Raw genomic sequence first — 21894 nt, 5'->3', positions numbered from 1 at the left:
AGCATGGAGAATGCTCCCCTCGCTGTGTGGCCGGTGCGCTGTGTATCGGCCCAATCTGGAGCGGGTACTACCTCAGTGGTTTGTACCAGACGTTCATGGTTTCGATGCGCCCGCCGATCTGGGTGTTGTTGGTGAGACGGCCCGCCATTAGGTATCGGTGTCTGGCAAAGGTGCGGTTCATTCCCACCGAGTGAGCCCGGGCTATGGTGTAGGCCAGCCTGTATCCCTGATGCGAGATCTGCCGCTCCATCTGCTGCAGCAACCGCCCGGCGAAGCCATGGCCCTGGGCGTCGGGAAGGGTGGCGAAGTCGGTCATCTCTGCGGTCAGGGAGTGCGGCGCCTTTTCCGCCGCGGCAACCGCCAGCATCCGCCCCTGTTGCTCTATGCAGAAGTAGTCGACGTTGTCCCTCATGCTGTCGAGCAGAAAGTCGGGATCATCGATGGCGAAGGGGTAGCTGGGAAAGACCCGCCGATACAGCCTGGCCATTGTTCTAACGTCTTCTGGGGTACAGCGGCGCACACCGGTGTCGACGGCGGTGGAGGGCACCGGAGCCAGGTTGCGCTTTGCCAGTTGCAGCACCCGGTGCAGTTGGTGTGTCTCGCCGTCAAGGGCTCGTCGAGGGTCGGGATAGTGACCGAGAAACAGCGCATCACACTCAGGGTAGAAGTCTGGGATCCGGGCTTCCAGCCTAAATCCCTTGGCCAGGAACTGACTGGCGCGATGTTCGGGAACCTTGGCAAAGATCTTGCCGTAGCCCTTTTCTGCAGCCAGATCCTGCATCTGGTCGATAAGCCGGGCGGGGTCTGCCTTGCCCAGCTCCATTAGATAGATGCGGTTGTTGTTGGGGCCATGCTGAATCTGGGCTCCCTCCAGTGACGCCAGGACGTCGTACGGAGCCTGCGGCGGTGGGGATGCCAAGAGGTTACTCATGGACCTCTCCTTGAGTCGGGTTGTTGGAAAAACAGTGTTGAATCAGATGAGTGCCAGCCATCGCCATGGCCGCGACGGCCAAACCAAATACCCCTGCATCCAGTCCGCTCTCCCGAATCGGCGTTGGCGTGGGCAGCGCTGGCAGCATCAGCCACAGCGCGGTGAGGCTGCCTGCCAGCATCGACGCCAGGGCCGCGCCTGTCTGCACCGATGGCCAGAACAGGCAGGCGAGGGTCGGCATCACCAGTCCGGAGATCATCAGGGTATAGGCCATCAGGATGGCCGAGAGTACCGATTCCGCCTTGGCTGCCAGAAGGATGGCGACCAGCCCCAGCAGCAAGGTGGCCAGCATCGAGTAGCGAACGGTATCTCGGTCATTGTCCTTGAGGCCGATAAGGTCGTTGATCAGGTTACCCGAGCAGGCCATCAGGCAACTGTCGGCGGTGGACATGATGGCGGAGAAGTAGGCGGCGACCACCAGCCCGGTGACACCGATAGGCAGCAGATCCCGGATCATGGCCGGTACCGCGCTCTCCGCTTCCATCTCCGGCAACAGCACCCGGGCGCACATGCCGAGCAAGACGCCGCTGAACGCCATTACCGGATACTCCAACAGCCCGGCCAAAAACCAGGCTCGACGGGCGGTTGCCTGATCGCGACAGGCAAAGATCCTCTGATAGAGGGTCATGGCGACAAACCAGATGGGGGTGATGGTCACCATCCAGTTGATCAGGGTGGGGGCACCGAGGCTGCCGAGGCTGAAAAAGCTGGGAGGCAGAGACTGGTTCAGACCATCCCAGCCGCCCACCTGGAGCCAGGCCAAGGGCAGCGCCAGGCACAGCAGCCCCAGCAGCAGTATCAGCCACTGGATGCTGTCGGTCATGATCACCGCCTTCAATCCCCCGAAGGCGGTGTAGAGGATGGTGGTGCCTCCGATGACCCACAGCGCCAGTGTCAGCGGGCTCTCCAGGGGCAGAGACGCCGGAATCAGGGTCGCCGAGGCCAGTTTGGCACCGGCGAGCAGTTGGGCCGCGGTGAAGCCCAGGTAACCTACCGCCGAAATAACCGCCGCCGCCATGGCGACCCTGGGGCCGAAATGGTGGCGCAGCAGGTCCGGGTAGGTAAACAGGCTCTGGTGGCGCTCCCGCTGCTTGATCTTGGGGATCAGCAGCACCGCTGACAGCCAGGCGCCCAACAGGCCGGTAAACAGCAACCAGCTGGCGGAGAGCCCCATGGTAAATCCCAATCCGGCGAGGCCAATGGAAAATCCACCGCCCACGTCGGTGGCCGCGATGGAGAAACCGACATGCCTGGCGGGCAGGTTGCGGCCCGCCAGGTAGTAATCCTCCCCACCGCTGTGGCGACGGTAGAAGTGGAACCCCACCATCAGCAGGACCACCAAGTAGCCCAGGAACAGCAAGTAGTCGATGGTGTGCATCGGCCAGACCTTAGAGCAGGTAGGAGACGTCGGCGCTGCGGCCTTCGAAGTTGGTGGCTTCCAGCCTGGTCTGCTCACCGTCCTGCACTTTACGGACATATTCCGGCTGCACCGGCATCTTGCCCAGTCCGCCAATGCCATCGACGATGAAGGTGGGGATGGCTGGCCCGGAGACCCAGCCACGAATGCCGTGGTAGATCTCCAGCATGCGGTCGTAGCTCACCTGGAATTTGCTGTTTCCGGGCGCAGGATCCATGGAGTAGACGTAGTAGGGGCGAATGCCGTTGGCCACCAGATCCATCACCAGATCCCGCATCACCTGCACATCGTCGTTGACTCCCTTCATCAGCACACTCTGGTTGCCCAGCATGATGCCTGAGTGGCGCAGCATGGCGATGCGCTCCTGAAACAACGGGGTGATCTCCTTGGGGTGATTCACCTGGGTGTTGATCAGGGTGACGCGGTTTTTCACCAGGACCTCACACAGTTCGGGCGTCACCCTAGTGGGAAGCTGGGCCAGCAGGCGGCTGCCGATGCGTAGAATTTTCAGGTCGGGGCGGGCTTCGCGGATCATAGACAGGATCTGGTCCAGCTTACCGTCGGTGAGCAGCAGGGGATCGCCGCCGGAGAGCAGCACGTCCTGAATCTCCGGGTGCTCCCGAAGGTAATCCACCGAGCGGCGGATGCGTTCCATGGAGATCACGTTCAGTGGGTCGGACACCATCCGTTTTCGGGTGCAGTGTCGACAGTAGGCGCCACAGATATTGTGGACCAGGAACAGCACCCGGTTGGGGTAGCGGTGAACGATGGAGGTGCCTTCCGGCATCATGTCGTCTTCGGACAGCTGATCACCCATCTCATGGGGGGCCACATTGAGCTCGTCCTGCTCGGGGACGTATTGAATACGGATGGGACAATTGGGATTCCGCTCATCCATCAGTTGGGCGATGTAGGGAGTCACCCTGGCGGCAATTACCTGGTAAACCTGCTGATCGACCGGGCGGACGTTTTGTAAAACCTTGGCCAAATCTCTGTCGGTCTTGAAGGACTTGGCCAAGGTTTCACGCCAGGGGTGGGCGGAGACATCGAAGCTCATCAGGTCGCTGCGGTTGGCAAAATGCTGTGGTGAGGTGGGTTCGATCAGGGTGAGGGGGATGGCCTTTCTGGAGGGGGTGGAACTCTGCTTCTCAGCGGTATTGGTCGACATGTTGAACATCCGTTTGTTGAAAAGTTAGTGCTGAAACCATTAGTGCTCAAATTAAAATACCGTCAAATTGCGGTGACTTCAACTGGGGACGCCTGAGCAACTCATGAGTAAACCTAGTAATATGTTGTAAAACAACGAAATATGTGTGTTGTGGATTTTGGGTGTGTATGACGTAACGAATGGTTAACGTTTTGTTTTGGTGGGTTCTTGGGTGCGTAGGTTAGATCTCAAACTTATGGTCGATGGGGAACAAGGTGTCGTATGGGGGCAGGCCGAATGGCGCCGCCCCGAGTGGCGGACTACCACCTCTGTCCGGTGTAGTCCAGAAGGCGCACGTTTTTGTGGCCCAGGTTGAAGGCCGCCCTGAGGCCGCCGCTGTGGCGAATCGCCCTTTGTGAGGGCAACTGCAGGTACAGGGGGAGCTGAGTCTGGCTCGGTGGACTGGGCTGCCAGTTGCCCGGTTCCGTTTCGGCGAGCACCTCCAGGAACACAGTGACGATCAGGGCCCGGCTGTCGTTGCCTGCCAGTCCGTAGCCCAGCTGATGGACGGGATAGAAGGGGTTGTCCAGAGGATAGCGGCTTCCCGAGGGGACCCGATAGCGAAAACGGTAGCTGAGGTGTGGTGATGCCCGCATAGGGTAGGTGAGGGTCAGGGGGGCGTCATAGTAGCGTCCCTGACTGTCGAAGAAGGGGGTCCTCTGCTTGCGCCGGGCGTCAGCGGAGGGCGCATCGAAGCACAGAGGCCGCTCTCCCTCGCCCGCCAGATAGCGGTAGATCAGGCAGCTGACTTCCGCCGCCAGTTGTCTGATCCCGAGGGCCAGATTCGGGTCGCGGCTGAGGTCACTTATCCGTTGTGTCTCCTTCTCCGCTGCATTGAGTGCCAGGATCCCCTGAATGACGCGGCGATTCTCCGATGTCGGCGGGTACCAGTGATTGCCGGAGATGGCGTAGTCGAATGAGCGCAGGTGATCGACCTGGTAGTAGAGTTTGGGGTAGGCGTGCTCGGCCCAGCCGGGCGGTGAAACCGACATCAGGGAGAGCAGCAGCAGGGCAAGTCTCATGGTGTTTCTCCTGGAGATGCTGGTCAAATCATACTCAACTCCCCCTGGGCTGTTAAGCTTTATGGTTAAAAATCAACTTATTCTCCCATCAACTCCGGGCGTTGAGGCCAGGCTGGGAGGCCGTTTTGTGCAAGCGGGGCGGCCACGCCGCCCTGAGCTGGCGCACACAGTCAGAGGATCGAGAAGCTATGAAGACCATCGGCATCATTGGCGGCATGAGCTGGGAGTCCAGCGTCAGTTACTATCGGCAGATCAATCGGGGTATTGCCGCCGCTTTAGGAGGCCTGCACAGCGCCAAACTGGTGCTCTACAGTGTCGACTTTGCCGAGATCGAGGCGCTTCAGAGTGACGGTGACTGGCAGCGCGCCGGGACGATGCTGGCGGATGCCGCCCGAGCCCTAGAGGGGGCGGGGGCGGAGTTGGTCCTGATCGCCACCAACACCATGCAAAAGGTGGCCAGCCAAGTCTCCGAGGCCATCGGTGTGCCCCTGCTACACATCGCCGACGCCACCGCGGCGCGCCTGAGTGTCGCTGGGATAGACAGGATCGGATTGCTGGGCACCCGCTTTACCATGGAGCAGGCCTTCTACCGGGAGCGGCTTCAGACCCGGGGGATCGAGGTGCTGGTGCCCGATGACCCGGGGCGCGCCTTGGTGGACCGGGTGATCTACCGGGAACTGTGCCTGGGACGGGTGGAGCCCGCCTCCCGCGAGGCCTACCTGGAGATCATCGATGAGCTGGCCAGCAGGGGGGCCCAGGGGGTGATCCTCGGCTGCACCGAGATCGGCTTGCTGGTGACCCAGAGCGACACCCGGGTGCCCCTGTTCGATACCACCAGGATTCACGCCGACGCGGCGGTTGAAAAGGCACTGGAATCGTGAGAAAAAGAAAAAACATCTAAAATTTTCAATGAAATAGACAAGGGAGAACCCATGATCATCCGTGCAGCACGCCCCGAGGACGCCGTCGACATCTGCCAAACCATGGCCCAGCCGGAGTGCTATGGCAATACCCTGCAGCTGCCCTATCCCACGGAGCAGATGTGGCATCAGCGCCTGAGCGGCAAGCCGGAGAATCTTCATCTGCTGGTGGTGGAGCTCCAGGGCAGGGTGGTGGCCAACGGAGGCCTGGAGCTGTCGACCGCCCCCAGGCGGCGTCATGTGGCCAACCTGGGGATGGCGGTACATCCGGAGTTCCAGGGACAGGGGGTGGGCACCGCCCTGCTGTCGGCTCTGCTGGAGCTGGCGGATAACTGGCTGGCGCTGCGCCGGGTGGAGCTGGAGGTGTACACTGGCAACCAGCCGGCCCTGGCACTGTATCGCAAGCAGGGGTTCGAGGTGGAGGGGACCGCCCGGGAGTATGCGTTCCGAGACGGCCACTATGTGGATGCCCTGCTGATGGCCAGGCTCAGGCCCCAGGCCGGCTAGTCAGGGCAGGGTCAGGGTGACCGAGGGGGACGCCCGGTTCAACTGCCAGCTCTGGGTGTCTTGGAAACCCTGCAGGTTGAGGGTGTTCACCTGGCTGGGTTCCACCTCCTGCAGCAGGGTCAGGGTGATGGTCAGGGGCTGGCCGCGGTATTTGGCGATGGGCAGCTCCTGGTAGATGAGCAGGTCGCGGACATTGGGGTCGATGCCCACCCAGTCGGGCCGCAGTGCCAGACCGGTATCGGTTTCCACCCTGAAGTGCTTCTCCATATAGGCTCGCAGCTGGGGCTCGGCGTCGGCGAACCCCTTGCTGGCGGGCAGCTCCAGCGCCAGTCCCATATCCCGGGCACTGTAGCGGTGGATGATCTCCAGGGAGTGGCCATCTCGGCTCAGGGCCATCTCCGTCAGCCCGAAGTGGTATTGATGGGCCCAGGCACTGCCGCAGAGCAGTGCCAGCACCAGAAGCCATGGCCTCATCCGTCCTCCTTACCGCTCTCCTTCAGGGGCTCGGCGTAGTTCTGCATCATATTCTTCTTCTTCTTCTCCTTAAACAGCTCCAGACGCGAAGGCAGGATCTGCCTTGGGTAGTGATTGTTGTCCACGTCGGTGTCGGCGGTCTGCCAATGGGGATCCACCACCACCGAGGTGAGCCGCTTCTCCCTGGGGCGTACCAGCATCTTTGTCACCTTTTGGGCGTTCTTCACCCAGATCTCCGCCGGCAGGGTCAGGGACTCGCTGCTGCCGTCGTCGTAGCTGAGCTCGAGGAGAATGGGCATCACCAGGCCGCCGAGGTTGGAGAAATCCAGCAGGTAGACGTTGTGGTCATCCTGCAGCAGATCCCGTTCGAAGGGCTCCAGTTTGGCCAACATGTCGGCGTAGTCGTTGCGGGCCTGGTTGGTGGCGGTGAACTGGTCATGGTCGTTGTAGAAGTCGTGCAGCTCAGGTTTGCCGTCGATAAACCTGGGCATCCCCTGGTTGCGCTGTTCGGTGATGGTCTCCGGCTTCTCCTGATGCTGGCGGCGCTGCCACTGGGACTCGATCTCCGGATCCTTGGTGTTCACCGTGAAATGACGCACGCGGTCGATGCTGATGTCCACATGGTCGGTGGTGTAGAACCAGCCGCGCCAGAACCAGTCCAGGTCCACCCCGGAGGCGTCCTCCAGGGTGCGGAAGAAGTCGGCAGGCATGGGGCGCTTGAACTTCCAGCGCTCGGCGTATTCGCGGAAGGCGAAGTCAAACAGCTCACGGCCGAGGATGGTTTCCCGCAGGATATTGAGGGCGGTGGCCGGCTTGGCGTAGGCGTTGTTGCCAAACTGCAGGATCGACTCCGAGTTGGTCATGATTGGCACCTGACCCTCGCTTTTCATGTAGGAGATGATCTCCCGGGGTTCGCCGCCCTTGGAGGGATACTCCTCCTCCCAGGCCTGCTGGGCCAGGTACTGGACGAAGGTGTTCAGCCCCTCATCCATCCAGCTCCACTGGCGCTCATCGGAGTTGACGATCATCGGAAAGTAGTTGTGGCCCACCTCGTGGATGATGACGGTGATCAACCCGTACTTGGTGCGCCTGGACCAGGTGCGGTCGCTGCGGTCCTCCTTGTTGATTTCGGGGCGGGGACCGTTGAAGGAGAGCATGGGGTACTCCATTCCGCCCACCGGACCGTTGACCGAGATTGCCACCGGGTAGGGGTAGTCGAAGCTGTAGCGGTTGTAGACATCCAGAGTGTGGACGATGGCGGCGGTGGAGTACCTGTCCCACAGGGGGGTGGCCTCCTCCGGGTAGAGAGACATCGCCAGGGTGTCGGTGCCGCCCTTGTTGTAGCCCTGGGCGTCCCAAAGGAACTTGCGGGAGGAGGCCCAGGCGAAATCGCGCACCCGGTCGGCTTTGAAGCGCCAGGTCTTGGTGTCCTCGCTGCGGCGCTTCTCATTCTCCAGCGCCTCGGTCTTGGTGATGATCTGCACCGGCGTGTTGGCGTTTCTGGCCTGCGCCAGCCGTTGCCGCTGGACCGGGGTGAGTACCTCCTCCGGGTTGGTCAGGATACCGGTGGCGGTGACCACATGATCGGCGGGGACGGTGATGTTTACCTGGTAGTCGCCAAACTCCAGGGTGAACTCACCGTGACGCAGGAACGGCTTGTTGTGCCAGCCGTGGGCGTCGCTGTAGACCGCCATCCGGGGGAACCACTGGGCCACTTCGTAGAGGTAGTTGTCGTCCCGCTCGAAATACTCATAGCCGGAACGCCCGCCCAGGGCCTTCTGCTCGTGGATCTGATACTGCCAGCCTATTGTGAGTTCGAAGCTCTGGCCGGGCTTCAGGGCCGTGGGCAGGTCCACCCGCATCAGGGTGTCCACCAGGGTGTACTTCAGGGGCTCACCGCCCTTGCCGTTGACCCGGGTCAGGTTGATCCCTGAGGGGTGCACCTGGGTCATCAGTTCCCGGCGGTAGCTGCCCATGTCGATGCGGTTGGCCTTGTCCCCCTCGTCGGCCACGGACACGGTGCGCATGCGGTTGGCCATGGAGTCCTGGCGAAAGCGGTTGGCATCCAGTTGCAGCCACAGGTAGCGCAGGGTATCCGGGGAGTGGTTGGTGTAGGTGATCACCTCTGTGGCCGACAGGCTCTGGTTGGCGTCATCCAGGGTGACGTCGATGTGGTAATCCGCCTGCTGCTGCCAGTACTGGTGGCCGGGGGCCCCGGAGGCGGTGCGGTAGCTGTTGGGGGTGGGCAGCAGCTCTTCGAGCTGGCGGAACTTGTCACCGGCGACCAGCAGCGGGTCGGCGGCCAGGGCTGTGGTGGCGATCAGCGACAGCCCCAGGAAAAGGGAGCGAAATGACACGGACGGTTTCCTTCTTAAGGGTGTATCCCCGGCCGCTCTGGTTATGAGAGTGGTGCGGCGGGGCGTTGTGGCGCGGGCAAGATACCATAGGGTCTGCACCGGGGAAAACCGCCGTCTGGCGCCCGGGCGAACAGCCAACCAACAAATATTATTCAAGAATCTAAGCTGAGGTTAACATCCGGGATTTACTGGTGAAATCCACCGAAAGTGGGGGAAATGGGAACAGGAAAAATTGTGTAAGCTTTTCTTTTTAAGAGGGTCAGTTCAGCCACTCCCGGTTGAGTTGGCCCCTGTCCTCGCCCAGGTAGTCCAGTACCCAGGCCAGCAGCCGGTTGCTGTCGTCCTTGCGCCAGGCGAGGCAACAGGGGCTGGGGCTGCGCGGGTCGGGCAGGGACTTTTCCACCAGGATGCCCCGGGCAATCAAGGGGTCGGCATAGTGGCGGGGCATGCATCCCAGCCCCAGCCCCTCGCTGAAGCAGGCGATGGCGTTGGGCCAGTCCGGCACCATCAGCCGCCGTTGCTGGGGCAGTTGCCAGTTGCTGCGTTTAGGCAGGGTGCGAGCGCTGTCCTCCAGGCTGATGGCGGGGTAGCGGCCTATGGCCTCCTCGCTTGGACAGGCCTCCTTGGCCAGGGGGTGGTGGGAGGCCATCACGAAGGCCCATTCCAGATCGCCCATCTCCAGGTAGCCAAAGTCACCGCCTACCGGGATGGCCGAGGTGGCGCCGATGGCGATATCCGCCCGGCCCTCAGCCAGCGCGTCCCAGACGCCGTTGAACACCTCCATGCCGATCACCAGTTCGGCGTTATCGAAGTGGCGGTAGAAATCACGCACCAGAGCGGTGATCCGCAGCGGCTTGACCACGTTGTCCAGGGCCAGGCGCAGGGTCTGCTGCCAGCCACTGGCCACCCGCTGAGTCTGGGCCTTGACCTCCTCCATCTGGCGCAACATGGCCCTGGCCTCGCCGATGAAGTGCCGGCCGGCTTCGGTCAGTTCCACCCGGCGTGGCAGACGATGGAACAGGGTGACCCCCAACTCCCCCTCTATCTGGCGCACCCGATAGCTGATGGCGGAGGGGACCTTGTGCAGCCGCCCGGCGGCGGCGGTGAAACTGCCCAGGCGGGCGACACAATCCAGCAGTTCCAAGTCGGCTTTGGCAAACATAACCAATCAAATATTTTGAACGATAACCCAGAATAATATCGTTTAATTTTCCGGATAGCGATCAATACAATTCACAGCCTCAATATACATGGGGCTGGCGCCACCTCGCTCGATGAAAAATGTTGAAAGGTATTTGATGTGAAAACCACCAAACTGGAGATGCTCTACCTGGCGGCCCTGTCGATGCTGGGGTTTGTGGCCACCGACATGTATCTGCCCGCCTTCGAGCGGATGCAGGGGTTCTTTGGCAGCGGCCCGGAGGCGGTGGCGCTGTCGCTGTCGGTGTTCCTGGCCGGCCTGGCCGTTGGCCAGCTGCTCTGGGGCGTCCTCTCCGATCGCTTTGGCCACCGCACCGCGCTGCTGGCCGGGCTGGCGGTGTTTGTGGCGGCTTCGGTGGCCATCGCCTTTACCCAGGCCATCTGGCAGCTGCTGACCCTGCGTGCCCTGCAGGCGTTGGGGGTCTCGGCGGCGGCGGTGATCTGGCAGGCGATGGTGGTGGGCGAAAAGAGCGACCGTGAGGCTCAGCGGCTGTTTGCCAGCATCATGCCCCTGGTGGCGCTGACTCCGGCGCTGGCGCCGCAACTCGGGGTGGTTCTGATGCAGGGGTTCGACTGGCAGGGGATCTTCATCGGGCTGGCGCTGATGGGGGGAGGCTGTTTCCTGGCGACCCTGAAGCGCCCCGGCCGGCCGCCACAGCCCCCCCAGGGCAGCATTGCCGCCGATTTCGGCCTGTTGCTGCGACGCCCTGGCTACGTGGGTAATGTGCTGATCTACAGCTTTGGCTCGGCGGCGTTCTTCGCGTTTCTCACCGGCCTGCCCAGGGTGATGAGCGGGATGGGCTACGGCGCCGGCGACATCGCCCTGGTGTTCCTGCCCCAGACCCTGGCCTTCCTGGGCGGCGGCTATCTGGGCAAACGGTGGGTGGAGCGCTTGGGGGATGGCTGGATGCTGAAACAGCTGCTGGTGCTGTTCGGGTTTGCCTCGCTGCTGCTGACGGTCGTCTCCCTGCTGCCCCTCCCCGTTATCTGGCCGATGCTGGCGCCCTTCTGCCTGCTGGCCGCCGCCAACGGTGCCCTCTATCCTATCGCCGTCAACCGGGCCCTGGGGTGCGCCAGGGAGTGCCCGGCCACCGGCGCCGGCCTGCAGAACAGCATCCAGATCAGCGTCAGCTTCGCCGCCAGTGCTGCCGTGGCCCTGTTTGCCGGTCAGGCCCAGGCCGCCGTCGGCATCGCCATCGGCCTGAGCTGTATCGGGGTGATGCTGGGGTATGTGCTGTCCGAGCCCGGCCAGCGCCGTCAGTGGGCGCTGCCGGATCCGGCCCGGGTTGCCATCGATGAGCGGGAGTCATAGAAAAAAATGGGGCGCTTGGCGCCCCTTTTCTATGGAATGAAGATCACTTCACTTCGGTGACGAAACGCTCGCGGGGGATGCGGACCTTGGCGGCCTTGTCCAGGGTGTTGAAATCCTCGTTGGAGCGTACCCCCACCAGGGCGGTCACCACCGAGGTCAGCCCCTTCTCCTCCAGACCCATCAGTGTGTCCAGATCCTCGGGCAGGAAGCCCTCGACCGGACAGGCGTCAAGCTCCAGCAGGCCACAGGAGAGCAGGAACTGACCGAACAGCAGGTACACCTGCTTCTTCAGCCACTCCTGGCGATCCGCCGGGTCCATCCCCTCGACGTAGTTGGTCATCAGGGCGACGCGGTCCTGGTTCACCTCGGTGCCGCGCACCTCCGCCACCAGCTGTTCCAGCTCCATCACCTCTTCGGCCCCAAATTCGGTCTTGGCACAGAACACGAACAGGTGGGAGGCATCGTGGAATTTGGGCTGGTTGTAGTCCCAGGCGGCCTTGGCCAGGCGCGCCTTCTCTTCGGGGTTGGAGATAACAAACAGCTGCCAGGGCTGGCTGTTGATGGAGGAGGGCGCCAGGCGCAGGGTATCGATCAGGGCCTGGACCTTCTGTTCGTCGGCGCCTTGGCTGGCGTCGAACACCTTGGTGGAGTAGCGCTGTTCCAGCACCTGTTGCAGTGTGTTTATCATGGTTGTTTGCTTCCTGTTCAGACCAGAGCCTCAGTGTGACCCCAAAGGGGGAAAATTCAAGGAGGCAGATCATGTTGCGTGGCGCCGGCACTCTGTCGTTATCAGTGCAGGCTGCCGAGTTTCGGGCAGAAAAAAGCCGGCCTCCGGGGCCGGCTCGTTCAATCTCTAAAGAGTGACTTAGAGAGAGATACCACGGCGCTCCAGCAGGGCGGTGGTATCCGGCTTGCTGCCCTTGAAGTCCAGGTAGGTCTTCATCAGGTCTTGGCTGTTGCCGCGGGACAGGATGGTGTCTCGGAAACGCTGACCCATTTCGCGGGTCAGACCGCCGTTGTCACGCATGTGAGCGAAGGCATCGGCGGCCAGGATCTCGGACCACATGTAGGCGTAGTAACCGGCCGAGTAACCACCTGCGAAGATGTGGGCGAAGTACGCGGACTTGTAGCGGGGCGGAATCGCCTCCACATCAACGCCGTGCTTGGCCAGGGCGGCCTTCTCGAAGGCTTCCACATCGGTGATCTTGGCGGCTTCCTCAGCACTCAGGGCGTGCCACTCCATGTCCACCAGAGCGGCGGCCAGGTACTCCAGGGTGTCGAAGCCCTGGTTGAACTTACTGGCAGCCAGTACCTTGTCCAACAGCTCCTTAGGAATCGGGGAGCCGGTGTTGTACTGCTTGGCGTAGTTGGCGATCACCTCTGGGTCGGCAGCCCAGTCCTCCTGGAAGGTGGAGGGGAACTCCACGAAGTCGCGGGAGACGTTGGTGCCAGCCAGGCTTGGGTAGTAGACGTCGGAGAACAGGCCGTGCACGCCGTGACCAAACTCGTGGAACATGGTGGTCACTTCATCCCAGCTCACCAGCTGAGGCTCGCCTTCTGGGGCCTTGGGGATGTTCATCACGTTGATGATGGTGGGCTGGGTGCCCTTCATGTTGGATTGGCTGACAAAGGTGTTCATCCAGGCTCCGCCCCGCTTGCCTTCACGGGCAAAGTAGTCGGCGTAGAACAGGCCCATAGAGCTGCCGTCCTTGTCGAAGATCTCATACACCTTCACATCCGGGTGGTACACAGGGATGTCGGTTCGAGGCTTCAGGGTGATGCCGAACAGACGGTTCATGGTGTAGAACACGCCATCTTCCAGAACGCGGTTGAACTCGAAGTACTGAGACACTTCGGCAGAGTTGAGGTTGTACTCCTTCTGGCGCACCTTCTCGGCGTAGTAGAGCCAGTCCCAGGGCTTCACTTCGAAGTTGGCCTGGTCCTTGGATGCCATGGCTTCGATGGCTTTGGCTTCGTTGGCAGCATTGGCGGCTACCTTGGGGGCCATGGATCCCAGCAGGTCCAGGACCGCTTCGGGGGTCTTGGCCATGCTGGTCTGCAGCTGGTATTCGGCCCAGCTGTTGTAACCGAACAACGCAGCCTTTTCGGCACGCAGCTTCACCAGTTCCAGCAGCACGGGACGGTTGTCGTATTCACCGCTGGTGGCGCGGTAGGCAGAGGCACGCCACAGTTTTTCACGCAGGTCACGGTTGGTCAGGCTGGAGAGAGCGGACTGACGAGTGGTGTTGGTCAGGGTCAGCAGGTAGCCCTTTTTGCCCGCGCTCTCGGCGGCCAGTTTGGCGGCGTTGATCTCGCCTTGGGACAGACCGTCAAGCTCTTGGGCGTCGGTTACCAGCAGGGCACCCTCCTGGCTGGCGGCGAGGATGTTGTCGCCAAACTTGGTGGTCAGGGTGGACAGGCGCTTGTTCAACTCGCGAACCTTGCTCTTGTCCGCGTCGTTCAGGTTGGCACCGGAGAGCACGAAGTCCTGGTAGTAGTTCTCCACCAGACGCAGGCCTTCGGGATCCAGGCTCAGCTCGTTGCGCTGGTTGTAGATGGTCCTTACCCGCTTGAACAGCTTGTCGTTCAGGTAGATGTTGTCGTTGTGCTCGGAGAACTTGGGGCCCATCTCGGCGGCCAGCGCCTGGCGGGCGTCGTTGCTGGTGGAGCCGACCAGGTTGTAGAACACGCTGGCGGCGCGGCTCAGCAGTTCGCCGGTTTTCTCCATGGCCACCACGGTGTTCTCGAAGGTGGGGGCGTCGGGGTTGTTGGCGATCGCTTCGACTTCGGTCAGTTGTGCGGCCATGCCCGCTTCCATGGCAGGCTTGAAGTGGCTGTCGTCGATCTTGGTAAAATCTGGGGCACGGTAGAGCAGGGGGCTCTCGTTCTTCAGCGGGTTGCTGTCGGCCAGTTGTACCGCCTGGGCGGTGTCGGCTTTGGTGCCGGTGTCCACGGAGGTGCATGCAGCAAGCGACAGCATTACGGCTGACGCAAGCAGGGATTGTCGAAGCATCATGTCTTCCTTCTTAAATGGCTTGTCGCATTCGCCCCAAGGACGGGAGCGCCTTTGGCTGCGTGCGTTCTAGTTATGATCCTCTGTCGTTAGCAACCAGAGGGGGTGGCGATACCTTATCGTAAAGGGCTGGTGAACGAAAATCTCCAGCTGCCGGGATCTGTAATCAAGTGTTTCAACTTGCTTAGCTTTTGGGCGAAAGTGTTGAAACCGGGAGGTTGCTCTCCATCAGGGCTCGTTGGGGGTTCGGCCTCCGGGGCATGGTGCCATCGTTGAAGGGAGGCACTGGGGGCCGAAACTCCTCTGCGCACCAGGTGGTGCCCCTCAAGGGGATCGCTGCCGGATGACAGGGCAACGCCTGCCAAACTCGGGCCGAAACGACGTTTGTGGCGCTGGTCACAAAACAAGCGCCTGCCGGGTGATAGCTTCCTTGTATGCGATCTGTCGCCCGCCGAACTCCAGGGGGTGGGGTTAGCAGGCCAGGGGGAGGCCAACATGTCATTGAAGGATTTCAGCGAAGAGACCATCTTGCGGGTTGCCGCCATGAGCGGTGACGTTACCCTGGGATTCAGCACCTGCGACTTCCTGGAGCGCTGTCGGGAGGAGCTGGGCTATCAGCCCTCTCTGGAGGAGGCAAATCGCGTCCTCAGCCACTATTTCGATACCCCCAGCACCGGTCCGGACAGCGAGAATCACGGTTGGTGGGTGAACCCGAGTACGCCTTAATCCTCCCTGCAGATTGAAAGGCTTGGTGGAGAGGGTGGTGGACGGGTGCCGCAACGGCGTTAACCCCGGAGGGGCATCCAGTGTTCTCCAATCAACCTGGGACCACTGGGCTCTTGGGGCTTGTCGGCTCATCCTGCATCGGAACTCCACGAATCGCGGCTCCCTCCATCGAGCTATGAGCAATCCCTTTTTGAATTCAGTTCTTGAGTTGAGTCGAAATAACGGACCCTTCCACCCTTAAAAATGTGAATCAGGTAGAGGTTATAATTTGACCAGGTTGTATATTAGGAGTTCCTGACATAAGTGGATATAACATAATGAAAAAGTATTCCTTTATCCTGTTGCCCTTGTTGGCCGCTTGTGGCGGTAGTGGCGATTCAACTCCTCTGAACCAGCCGGACCCAAAGCCTGAAGGTGTGGTGTCGATTGCCATCTCGGATGCCCCGGTAGACAACGTGTCCAGTGTTGTGTTGCAACTGTCCTCAATCGACCTGACCCTTCGGTATCAGGGCGGCTATGGAGAGGTGGTTAACATTGATTTGTCTGACCAGGAGGTTGATCTGCTTCAGTATCAAGGAGATGCAGCTGCCTGGCTGATAGAGGAACAAAGCATCCCGGCGGGTGAGTATATGGCCCACCTGAATGTGGTTGATGGCAGTGGTGACATTGGCTCCTACGTAGAGGACGGAAACGGTAAGCACCCGCTGGACATCATTCAGCCCCATTTGCCATTGGGTGCGATTACCGTGCTTGAGGGCGAGGCCGCATCATTTACTCTGGATGTTGAACTGCGTAATGCGCTGCTGTTCGATGAAGTGAACGGTTACTCTCTGGATATCCGCGGAATGCGCTGGGTGGACAATCGTTACATGGGGCATCTGAACGGACTGGTCGACCAGGCGTTGATCGACGCTTGTGAAGCCGATCATGCCGACCTTGCCCGCCAGGACGGTAGTTTCACCCATGTCGCCTATCTCTACCCCACGGGCTCTGCCATCGAGGCCATGGATGACATGGCCCTGGAGGCCGAGGCCGGTAAGCTGTTGCCAACCGCGACAGCACCAATTCTTCAAATGTATAATGGCGATTGGCGATTCCAGATGGGGTATCTGCCCGAAGGTGAATATCAACTGGGTTACACCTGCCTGGGTCACTTGGACCAGCCGGATACCAATGAGGGTATCGGCAGCAACTTCGAAATCTACGATGACGGTGGTGCCATCACCATTATTCGTGGGTCCAATGGTGGCTACAATAATAACTGCCAGATGGGTCAAGGAGGACGCAGAGGCGGCGGACGCGGCTGAGTCAACGACGAGCGCAGCTTAGGCTGCGCTCTTTGTTTTTTTGCCTTGGAAGCAAGTGGCCAACTTTCGGCAATCTAAGGCTAATTTCGGTGCAATGAATAAAGGTGTTGGAGATTCGCGATGGCACACGAGCACTTCTGGTTTAGCGGCATGTGGTTTTTTCCCGTTTTTTTCCTTTTGGTCTTTCTGGTGTTTGCCTACCTTGCGTTCAGAGTTCTGAGTAGTCGTTGCGCCGCAAGTGACCAGGTGTCAAGCTCTGACAGTTTGAATTCTCCCCTCGAGGTATTAAAGATGCGCTATGTAAAGGGAGAAATTTCCCGAGATGAGTTTGCGCAGATAAGGAAAGATATTCAGGGAGAGAACGAAGGGGACGGCCGAATGTGTTAGAAGCGTGAAATGTCATGCTGTCTATTTACAATAACATTGCCTGTTGGCTTTTGCTGATGTGGCGGCCGTTATCCAAAACTACACCGGGATGGATTCATTGCTGATCCCAATTGTCCTAGGATAACAGTTAACGTTTTAGTTAAAAAGATAATAACCGACTTAGACGAAAGGTCTCACGTAGACACATGCTGATGGGTGGGATGTGATCATGGTGTTCAGCCCTCGTCAAACGAACGCTTTGCTCTGTAAGTTATCTGCTTCTCCCGATCATTTGTAAACACCGTTGTGCCTAGCAAACGTTTGCTTTGTATCCTGACTTAGGTTCTGCTCGGAACCCTCCTCATTTCAACCAAACGCTCTCACCCCAGCAGAAAGCGCTGTGCGGTGGCTGGGCTTATATTGGTCGGTTGGGTGTCAGCATAAGTCAGAGCCAACGAAGAGTTGTTAATGACATTGATGGCTGAGCTGGGAAGAGCCCTTTGCTATTCGGATAGAACGTTCGACAGGCAGGCGTGTTGATTCTGAGCGTCATTATTGGAACACCCTGTTGAGTTTTAGGTTGTGAGGTACGGGTGCAATAGACGCCATGACTGGGAATTCTTCTCTGTGTCAGGGCCCGACTGTCAGCCATATTGGGCCCAGTTCAACCGTGTCTTTTAGCACGGGTGTTACTGCCCCAATTTGGTGACTCTGCACCGCCTTCGATCATCCGCTGGCGATTGCGCACTGAATTGGTGCGTCTGCGTGTTGCTGCTCGGTGCATCAATTTTCTATCTCTTTGTAATAGTGAAATTTCTGTTGTTGGCTCCTTTTTTGCAGATAAAGAGCTTCGCCCTGACCCAAAAGGAGTCATTTCGAACTTCAACGGGCGGGCGCGCACTGCCTGAATCAACGCTAAGGGGGAAGTTGTGAAACTTGTTACCGCAATCATCAAACCGTTCAAGGTCGACGACATTCGTCAGGCCCTGTCGGACGTGGGGGTACAAGGGATGACCGTGACCGAAGTCGTCGGCTTTGGCCGCCAGAAGGGACATACCGAGCTGTACCGCGGTGCCGAGTACGCCGTGGATTTTTTGCCCAAGGTGAAGCTGGAGATCGCCATTGCCGCCGAGTTGGCCGACTCGGTGATCGACACCATCGTCGCCGTGGCCAGAACCGGAAAAATCGGGGACGGCAAGATCTTTGTCCGTGATCTCGAGCAGGTGGTGCGCATCCGTACTTCTGAAGAGGGCGAAGAGGCAATCTAGATGAACAAGATATTGATGTTAACCATCCTGGCCTGTTGCTCCTTCGGCGCGTCCGCCCAGGAGATGAACGGCGCCAATACCGCCTGGATCCTCACCTCTTCCGCCCTGGTGCTGTTGATGACCCTGCCGGGGCTGGCGCTGTTCTATGGTGGTCTGGTGCGCAGCAAGAACGTGCTCTCCATCCTGATGCAGTGCTTCTCCATCGCCGCCATCGCCTCGGTACTGTGGCTGCTGCTGGGGTACTCCATCGCCTTCGACGAGGGCAACGGCTTCAGCGGCGGGCTGGGCAGGGTGATGCTGGCCGGGGTGAACAGGGAGACCCTCAGCGGCGACATTCCCGAAGTGCTGTTCATGCTGTTCCAGATGACCTTCGCGGTCATCACTCCCGCCCTCATCATCGGTGGCTTTGCCGAGCGGATGAAGTTCTCGGCGGTGCTGATCTTCAGTGCCCTGTGGCTGCTGCTGGTGTATGCGCCCATCACCCACTGGGTGTGGGGCGGCGGCTGGCTTGCCGAGATGGGCCTGTACGACTTTGCCGGCGGCACCGTGGTCCACATCACCGCCGGTGTCGCCGCCCTGGTGACGGCCATGGTGCTGGGGCCGCGCAAGGGCTACCTGCAAACCGCCATCCTGCCGCACAACATGACCATGACTGTCACCGGGGCCGGGATGCTCTGGGTCGGCTGGTTTGGCTTCAACGGTGGCAGTGCCCTGGGGGCCAACGGTGACGCGGCCATGGCGATCCTGGTGACCCATATCTCCGCCTCCATGGGGGCCATGACCTGGGCGGCCATCGAGTGGCGCAAGTTTGGCAAGCCCAGTGTCCTGGGGGTGGTCACCGGCATGGTGGCCGGCCTGGGATCGATCACCCCGGCATCGGGGTTTGTCGGGCCGGGTGGGGCGGTTGCCATCGGCCTGGCGGGCGGAGTCATCTGCTTCTACGCCACCGTTTACATCAAGCAGAAGTTGACGATCGATGACTCCCTCGATGTGTTTCCGGTCCATGGCGTCGGCGGCATCCTCGGGACCCTGCTGGCCGGGGTGTTCAGTTCCACCGAACTGGGGGTGTTCAGCGGCTATGGTTTTGCCGACGGCATCACCAACATGGCGGGCCAGCTGGGGGTTCAGTTCATCGGCGTCGCCGCCACCCTGGGGTACACCGCCGCGGTCAGCTACCTGCTGCTGAAGATCGTTGGTTTCCTGGTGAAGGGACTGAGAGTGGGTGAGGAGCAGGAGGTGTCCGGACTGGATATCCATGAGCATGAGGAGGCGGGTTACAACCTGTGACCGGCACCAGGGAGCTACCAGACACGTCAGAGCCGGCCCGGGGCCGGCTCTGACGTTGACGGCGTCCAGCTCTCTGGCTAGTTGTCGTTCAGAGACCGTTGCAACTCGTCGAGTATTGTCGCTTCCCAGTCGCTGGCGAACACCGTGGTGCGTAGCGAGCGTTTGCTGGAGATCTTTACCGAGGTGCCCGGTTCGGTTTCCCTGATCTCGATAAAGACATTTTCCCCCCAACTGAACGCGCTGATCGGCGCCTGGGCATAGATCTGCCTGTTGCGGGTGTCGGCGTAGACCAGATCTAACGCGGAAGCGTCGATGATCTCGATGGTTTTTGCCCAAACAACGTCGATACCCTGATTGAAATGGGTCGCTTCATGGTTGTTGATGTCCAGTTTGGCGTCCTTGATCGTGGTACAGGCAGCCAGGAAAAGCGTCGCCACCAGCAGTGTGATCAGATTTTTCATGTGCAGTGTCATTCGTATTGATGTCATGGCCAGTTGTGACCGGCCGCCACTGGTCAGAAGCGGTAACCCAGATCGACCATCAGGTTCTTGGCGTCGGCACCATCCAGATCCAGCCACTGGTATTTCACGCCCAGGCTGAAATCACCGAGCAGATACCGGTATCCGGCCGCTGCCACCAGGGCACTGCCGGATTTGTTGCCGCTAAAGCCACCACTGGTGACATCGGCCTTGAATCGACCATACCCCAGGTCCAGGTACAGCTGATGGTGGTCAGACAGAACATAAATCGGCTTTACCTTGGCAAATGCGCTGTCGTAGGACACCTCAAAATCGTCCATGCCCAGGCTTGCCAAGGTGTTCAGCTCCATGGAGAGCGCTTTGACGTATTCGACTCCGACAGACAGGTTGTCAAACAAGCGGTATTCATAGGTGATGTTGTGGACAAAGCCGGTATCTGAACTCACGCCCTTGAGATCAAAATCGGACAGGCCGAGCCCATACGAAACGGTATGTTTCAGGTCGGGGGCGACCTCCGACTGCGCGGTAAATGCAACCCCGGACAGCAGGGCACACAGGGTGAGATGTTTAGTCAGAGGCTTGGTTCTTTTCATGCGGGTACTCATTTTTTAGCTATGAATCAATATATTGAATTTATTTTATATCTTTCGTGCTGTAGGGGTGTAAGGCGAGGTAAGCGGGTGTAGGCTAATCCCGAACTTGTGGCTGATCGTCCGGTTCAACCTATAGGCTGGCCGGTGATGCTGTGGGCTGGTGTCCCGGTCGCTCCGGGTGAGATCAGGGGAGGGGCTGACAGAACAACAGCCCGCGAGCTGGTTTTCTTATCCCCTTTTCTCAGTGGGAAACGCGTTCGACAAAGACTTGGCTGAGTCGGCCGTCGGGTAGGGGGCGGCGCTGGGCTTCATTGAGAGTGGGGCCGGGTAGACCGTTACTCCAGAGGCCCACCATTCTCGCTTGAGATCGATGTGGGGAGAGTGGTGGGAGTGCAAGAGGCGGTCCTATTGTCCTCCTTTTGTCACTCAGCCACTCGATGGGGGATACAGCCGTTATTGGGTGATTTCTGACAGCAGTTTAGGGTTGGTCACAAGGTTTCTTACCCCGTGGGCGTGGTCTTCGTTGAAGGGGTTGCCCTGGCACCACTGTCCTACGGAGTCGATATCCACTTTGACCACCTTGGGGCGCACGCTCCAGCTGACCTGGAATGGCGAGCCTTGTTCATTGTAACCGGGGCCAGTGGTGGAGCCGGCGTATTGTACCGGCTTGCCTGTCGAGTCAGGAATATTCAGTGCCTGATGGAAGCCCTGAACTTCACCGATTTGGGTGAGATCCATGAAGTTTGCAGCGTTATGGTCATTCACCAAAACAAAGACTTGGGTTTCTACTCGCAGTTGAGGGTTATTGATCGATTCGTTCAGGCACGAACCCAGAGTTGGCCCGGGGGTGACTTGAGCCGTCGAGTGTACGTAATGAACTTCAATGGTCTCACCGGGGTAGAGACTGTCGTGAGCGCTGGGGCAAACCTCATGATGAACCGGGGCAAGTTCGGAGCTGGTCAGGCTGCCGGTGTACTGGTAGCCGCCCAGGTAGCCGTGACCGTCACCGTTTCCGGCATAGTGAGTGAACTCTCCTCCTTTATGCTCTGCATTTTTATGAAAGTGGATATTACACAAGTTCATATTGCTGTATGCCGGAGCAGCACCGAAGGTGATGGGGTTTTCCCCTGCGATGGAATCGATGTCACGAGGGGATTGGGGGCCGAACCCCTTGCCAACCGTATTTTGTTCCAGCTTTTCACGTTGGGATTTTATAAATTTATTAGTGACTTGTTCATGTTGGGTGGTATGGGCCTCATTGGCGAGAACACTCATGGGGAGAAGCAGGAGAGTAGGCAAAACAAACTTCTTGTTTATGAACATTATGGGTTGGCCTTATTCTTCATGGATAGATAACAAGAATAGATTATACTTGCGCGGATGTTTATGAATTGGTGAAGTATCATTTTTGCTACCCATCTCATGACGGGTCGATGAGTGGTGTGTCT

Annotated in this window: 20 protein-coding genes; 8 read left to right on the top strand and 12 right to left on the bottom strand. The window is 59.6% G+C overall.

The features are described from left to right. Positions 1-67 precede the first annotated feature (67 nt). The 4 genes from ablB to FCL40_RS09520 all read right to left on the bottom strand — a co-directional run bounded on the left by ablB (position 68) and on the right by FCL40_RS09520 (position 4637). Complete coding sequence (ablB, locus tag FCL40_RS09535; RefSeq protein ID WP_136853069.1) at positions 68-931, bottom strand: putative beta-lysine N-acetyltransferase; 864 nt, start codon at positions 929-931, stop codon at positions 68-70. Beyond that, a complete protein-coding gene (locus FCL40_RS09530) occupies positions 924-2369 on the bottom strand; it encodes a sodium:solute symporter family protein (RefSeq protein ID WP_136853068.1) in 1446 nt (481 codons plus the stop codon). The genes ablB and FCL40_RS09530 overlap by 8 nt, the downstream gene beginning before the upstream one ends. A 10-nt stretch (positions 2370-2379) precedes the next feature. Continuing rightward, on the bottom strand, positions 2380-3576 hold the full coding sequence (locus tag FCL40_RS09525) for a KamA family radical SAM protein (RefSeq protein ID WP_136853067.1): 1197 nt from the start codon (positions 3574-3576) through the stop codon (positions 2380-2382). 299 nt (positions 3577-3875) lie between these two features. Continuing rightward, complete coding sequence (locus FCL40_RS09520) at positions 3876-4637, bottom strand: hypothetical protein (RefSeq protein WP_136853066.1); 762 nt, start codon at positions 4635-4637, stop codon at positions 3876-3878. 188 nt (positions 4638-4825) lie between these two features. Here FCL40_RS09520 and FCL40_RS09515 point away from each other — a divergent pair, with 188 nt between their 5' ends. Together FCL40_RS09515 and FCL40_RS09510 are read left to right on the top strand one after the other, a co-directional pair. Beyond that, positions 4826-5518, top strand: coding sequence for an aspartate/glutamate racemase family protein (locus FCL40_RS09515; protein WP_136853065.1), 693 nt, complete (start codon positions 4826-4828; stop codon positions 5516-5518). 51 nt (positions 5519-5569) lie between these two features. Next, positions 5570-6064 carry a GNAT family N-acetyltransferase gene (locus FCL40_RS09510; RefSeq protein WP_136853064.1) on the top strand — a complete coding sequence of 165 codons (495 nt, stop codon included), beginning with the start codon at positions 5570-5572 and terminating at the stop codon, positions 6062-6064. Here the strand turns inward: FCL40_RS09510 and FCL40_RS09505 are convergent, their stop codons facing one another. The 3 genes from FCL40_RS09505 to punR form a co-directional block, all read right to left on the bottom strand. Next, on the bottom strand, positions 6065-6538 hold the full coding sequence (locus FCL40_RS09505; RefSeq protein ID WP_136853063.1) for a DUF6702 family protein: 474 nt from the start codon (positions 6536-6538) through the stop codon (positions 6065-6067). It abuts the gene before it with no gap. Then, the gene (locus FCL40_RS09500; RefSeq protein ID WP_136853062.1) at positions 6535-8895 is read right to left on the bottom strand and encodes a M1 family metallopeptidase; all 2361 of its coding nucleotides are present in this window, start codon (positions 8893-8895) and stop codon (positions 6535-6537) included. The genes FCL40_RS09505 and FCL40_RS09500 overlap by 4 nt, the downstream gene beginning before the upstream one ends. A gap of 259 nt (positions 8896-9154) precedes the next feature. Beyond that, positions 9155-10057: a DNA-binding transcriptional activator PunR gene (gene punR, locus FCL40_RS09495; RefSeq protein ID WP_136853061.1), complete on the bottom strand. Its 903-nt coding sequence runs from the start codon at positions 10055-10057 to the stop codon at positions 9155-9157. 138 nt (positions 10058-10195) lie between these two features. On the opposite strand from punR, the gene punC reads away from it, so the two are divergent. Beyond that, complete coding sequence (gene punC, locus FCL40_RS09490) at positions 10196-11407, top strand: purine nucleoside transporter PunC (RefSeq protein ID WP_136853060.1); 1212 nt, start codon at positions 10196-10198, stop codon at positions 11405-11407. Positions 11408-11450: 43 nt separating this feature from the next. On the opposite strand, the gene FCL40_RS09485 is transcribed toward punC, so the two are convergent. Both FCL40_RS09485 and FCL40_RS09480 read right to left on the bottom strand, forming a co-directional pair. Continuing rightward, positions 11451-12095 (bottom strand): nitroreductase family protein, encoded by a 645-nt coding sequence (locus FCL40_RS09485; RefSeq protein WP_136853059.1) that lies wholly within the window; start codon positions 12093-12095, stop codon positions 11451-11453. Between the two features lie 177 nt (positions 12096-12272). After that, positions 12273-14420: a M3 family metallopeptidase gene (locus FCL40_RS09480; protein WP_136853058.1), complete on the bottom strand. Its 2148-nt coding sequence runs from the start codon at positions 14418-14420 to the stop codon at positions 12273-12275. A 495-nt stretch (positions 14421-14915) separates the two neighbouring features. Between FCL40_RS09480 and FCL40_RS09475 the strand changes: the two genes are divergently transcribed. The 5 genes from FCL40_RS09475 to FCL40_RS09455 all read left to right on the top strand — a co-directional run bounded on the left by FCL40_RS09475 (position 14916) and on the right by FCL40_RS09455 (position 19374). Then, positions 14916-15146, top strand: a complete 231-nt coding sequence (locus FCL40_RS09475; protein WP_136853057.1) for a hypothetical protein — start codon at positions 14916-14918, stop codon at positions 15144-15146. Between the two features lie 317 nt (positions 15147-15463). Beyond that, positions 15464-16453 (top strand): DUF4382 domain-containing protein, encoded by a 990-nt coding sequence (locus FCL40_RS09470; protein ID WP_136853056.1) that lies wholly within the window; start codon positions 15464-15466, stop codon positions 16451-16453. Between the two features lie 120 nt (positions 16454-16573). Continuing rightward, on the top strand, positions 16574-16840 hold the full coding sequence (locus FCL40_RS18905) for an SHOCT domain-containing protein (RefSeq protein ID WP_136853055.1): 267 nt from the start codon (positions 16574-16576) through the stop codon (positions 16838-16840). A gap of 908 nt (positions 16841-17748) precedes the next feature. Then, positions 17749-18087, top strand: a complete 339-nt coding sequence (locus FCL40_RS09460) for a P-II family nitrogen regulator (protein WP_136853054.1) — start codon at positions 17749-17751, stop codon at positions 18085-18087. A gap of 15 nt (positions 18088-18102) precedes the next feature. Then, positions 18103-19374 carry an ammonium transporter gene (locus FCL40_RS09455; protein WP_229360312.1) on the top strand — a complete coding sequence of 424 codons (1272 nt, stop codon included), beginning with the start codon at positions 18103-18105 and terminating at the stop codon, positions 19372-19374. A gap of 77 nt (positions 19375-19451) precedes the next feature. On the opposite strand, the gene FCL40_RS09450 is transcribed toward FCL40_RS09455, so the two are convergent. From FCL40_RS09450 to FCL40_RS09440, 3 genes are all read right to left on the bottom strand, one after another. After that, positions 19452-19835 carry a putative periplasmic lipoprotein gene (locus FCL40_RS09450; protein ID WP_136853052.1) on the bottom strand — a complete coding sequence of 128 codons (384 nt, stop codon included), beginning with the start codon at positions 19833-19835 and terminating at the stop codon, positions 19452-19454. A 53-nt stretch (positions 19836-19888) separates the two neighbouring features. Next, positions 19889-20446, bottom strand: coding sequence for a porin family protein (locus FCL40_RS09445; protein WP_169307064.1), 558 nt, complete (start codon positions 20444-20446; stop codon positions 19889-19891). A gap of 453 nt (positions 20447-20899) precedes the next feature. Beyond that, a complete protein-coding gene (locus tag FCL40_RS09440; protein WP_169307063.1) occupies positions 20900-21769 on the bottom strand; it encodes a delta-class carbonic anhydrase in 870 nt (289 codons plus the stop codon). Between the last annotated feature and the right edge of the window lie 125 nt (positions 21770-21894).

The sequence above is a fragment of the Ferrimonas sediminicola genome (genome assembly GCF_005116715.1).
Taxonomy (GTDB): Bacteria; Pseudomonadota; Gammaproteobacteria; order Enterobacterales; family Shewanellaceae; genus Ferrimonas; species Ferrimonas sediminicola.
Note: the sequence above shows the minus strand (reverse complement) of the source record. Positions and strands in the feature narration are given on the sequence as shown.

Bases quoted from the DNA above. Each gene is read 5' to 3' on its own strand.
- ablB (WP_136853069.1), bottom strand. From the start codon at position 931: ATGAGTAACCTCTTGGCATCCCCACCGCCGCAGGCTCCGTACGACGTC.
- FCL40_RS09530 (WP_136853068.1), bottom strand. From the start codon at position 2,369: ATGCACACCATCGACTACTTGCTGTTCCTGGGCTACTTGGTGGTCCTG.
- FCL40_RS09525 (WP_136853067.1), bottom strand. From the start codon at position 3,576: ATGTCGACCAATACCGCTGAGAAGCAGAGTTCCACCCCCTCCAGAAAG.
- FCL40_RS09520 (WP_136853066.1), bottom strand. From the start codon at position 4,637: ATGAGACTTGCCCTGCTGCTGCTCTCCCTGATGTCGGTTTCACCGCCC.
- FCL40_RS09515 (WP_136853065.1), top strand. From the start codon at position 4,826: ATGAAGACCATCGGCATCATTGGCGGCATGAGCTGGGAGTCCAGCGTC.
- FCL40_RS09510 (WP_136853064.1), top strand. From the start codon at position 5,570: ATGATCATCCGTGCAGCACGCCCCGAGGACGCCGTCGACATCTGCCAA.
- FCL40_RS09505 (WP_136853063.1), bottom strand. From the start codon at position 6,538: ATGAGGCCATGGCTTCTGGTGCTGGCACTGCTCTGCGGCAGTGCCTGG.
- punR (WP_136853061.1), bottom strand. From the start codon at position 10,057: ATGTTTGCCAAAGCCGACTTGGAACTGCTGGATTGTGTCGCCCGCCTG.
- FCL40_RS09485 (WP_136853059.1), bottom strand. From the start codon at position 12,095: ATGATAAACACACTGCAACAGGTGCTGGAACAGCGCTACTCCACCAAG.
- FCL40_RS09480 (WP_136853058.1), bottom strand. From the start codon at position 14,420: ATGCTTCGACAATCCCTGCTTGCGTCAGCCGTAATGCTGTCGCTTGCT.
- FCL40_RS09475 (WP_136853057.1), top strand. From the start codon at position 14,916: ATGTCATTGAAGGATTTCAGCGAAGAGACCATCTTGCGGGTTGCCGCC.
- FCL40_RS09470 (WP_136853056.1), top strand. From the start codon at position 15,464: ATGAAAAAGTATTCCTTTATCCTGTTGCCCTTGTTGGCCGCTTGTGGC.
- FCL40_RS18905 (WP_136853055.1), top strand. From the start codon at position 16,574: ATGGCACACGAGCACTTCTGGTTTAGCGGCATGTGGTTTTTTCCCGTT.
- FCL40_RS09455 (WP_229360312.1), top strand. From the start codon at position 18,103: ATGTTAACCATCCTGGCCTGTTGCTCCTTCGGCGCGTCCGCCCAGGAG.
- FCL40_RS09450 (WP_136853052.1), bottom strand. From the start codon at position 19,835: ATGAAAAATCTGATCACACTGCTGGTGGCGACGCTTTTCCTGGCTGCC.
- FCL40_RS09445 (WP_169307064.1), bottom strand. From the start codon at position 20,446: ATGAAAAGAACCAAGCCTCTGACTAAACATCTCACCCTGTGTGCCCTG.
- FCL40_RS09440 (WP_169307063.1), bottom strand. From the start codon at position 21,769: ATGTTCATAAACAAGAAGTTTGTTTTGCCTACTCTCCTGCTTCTCCCC.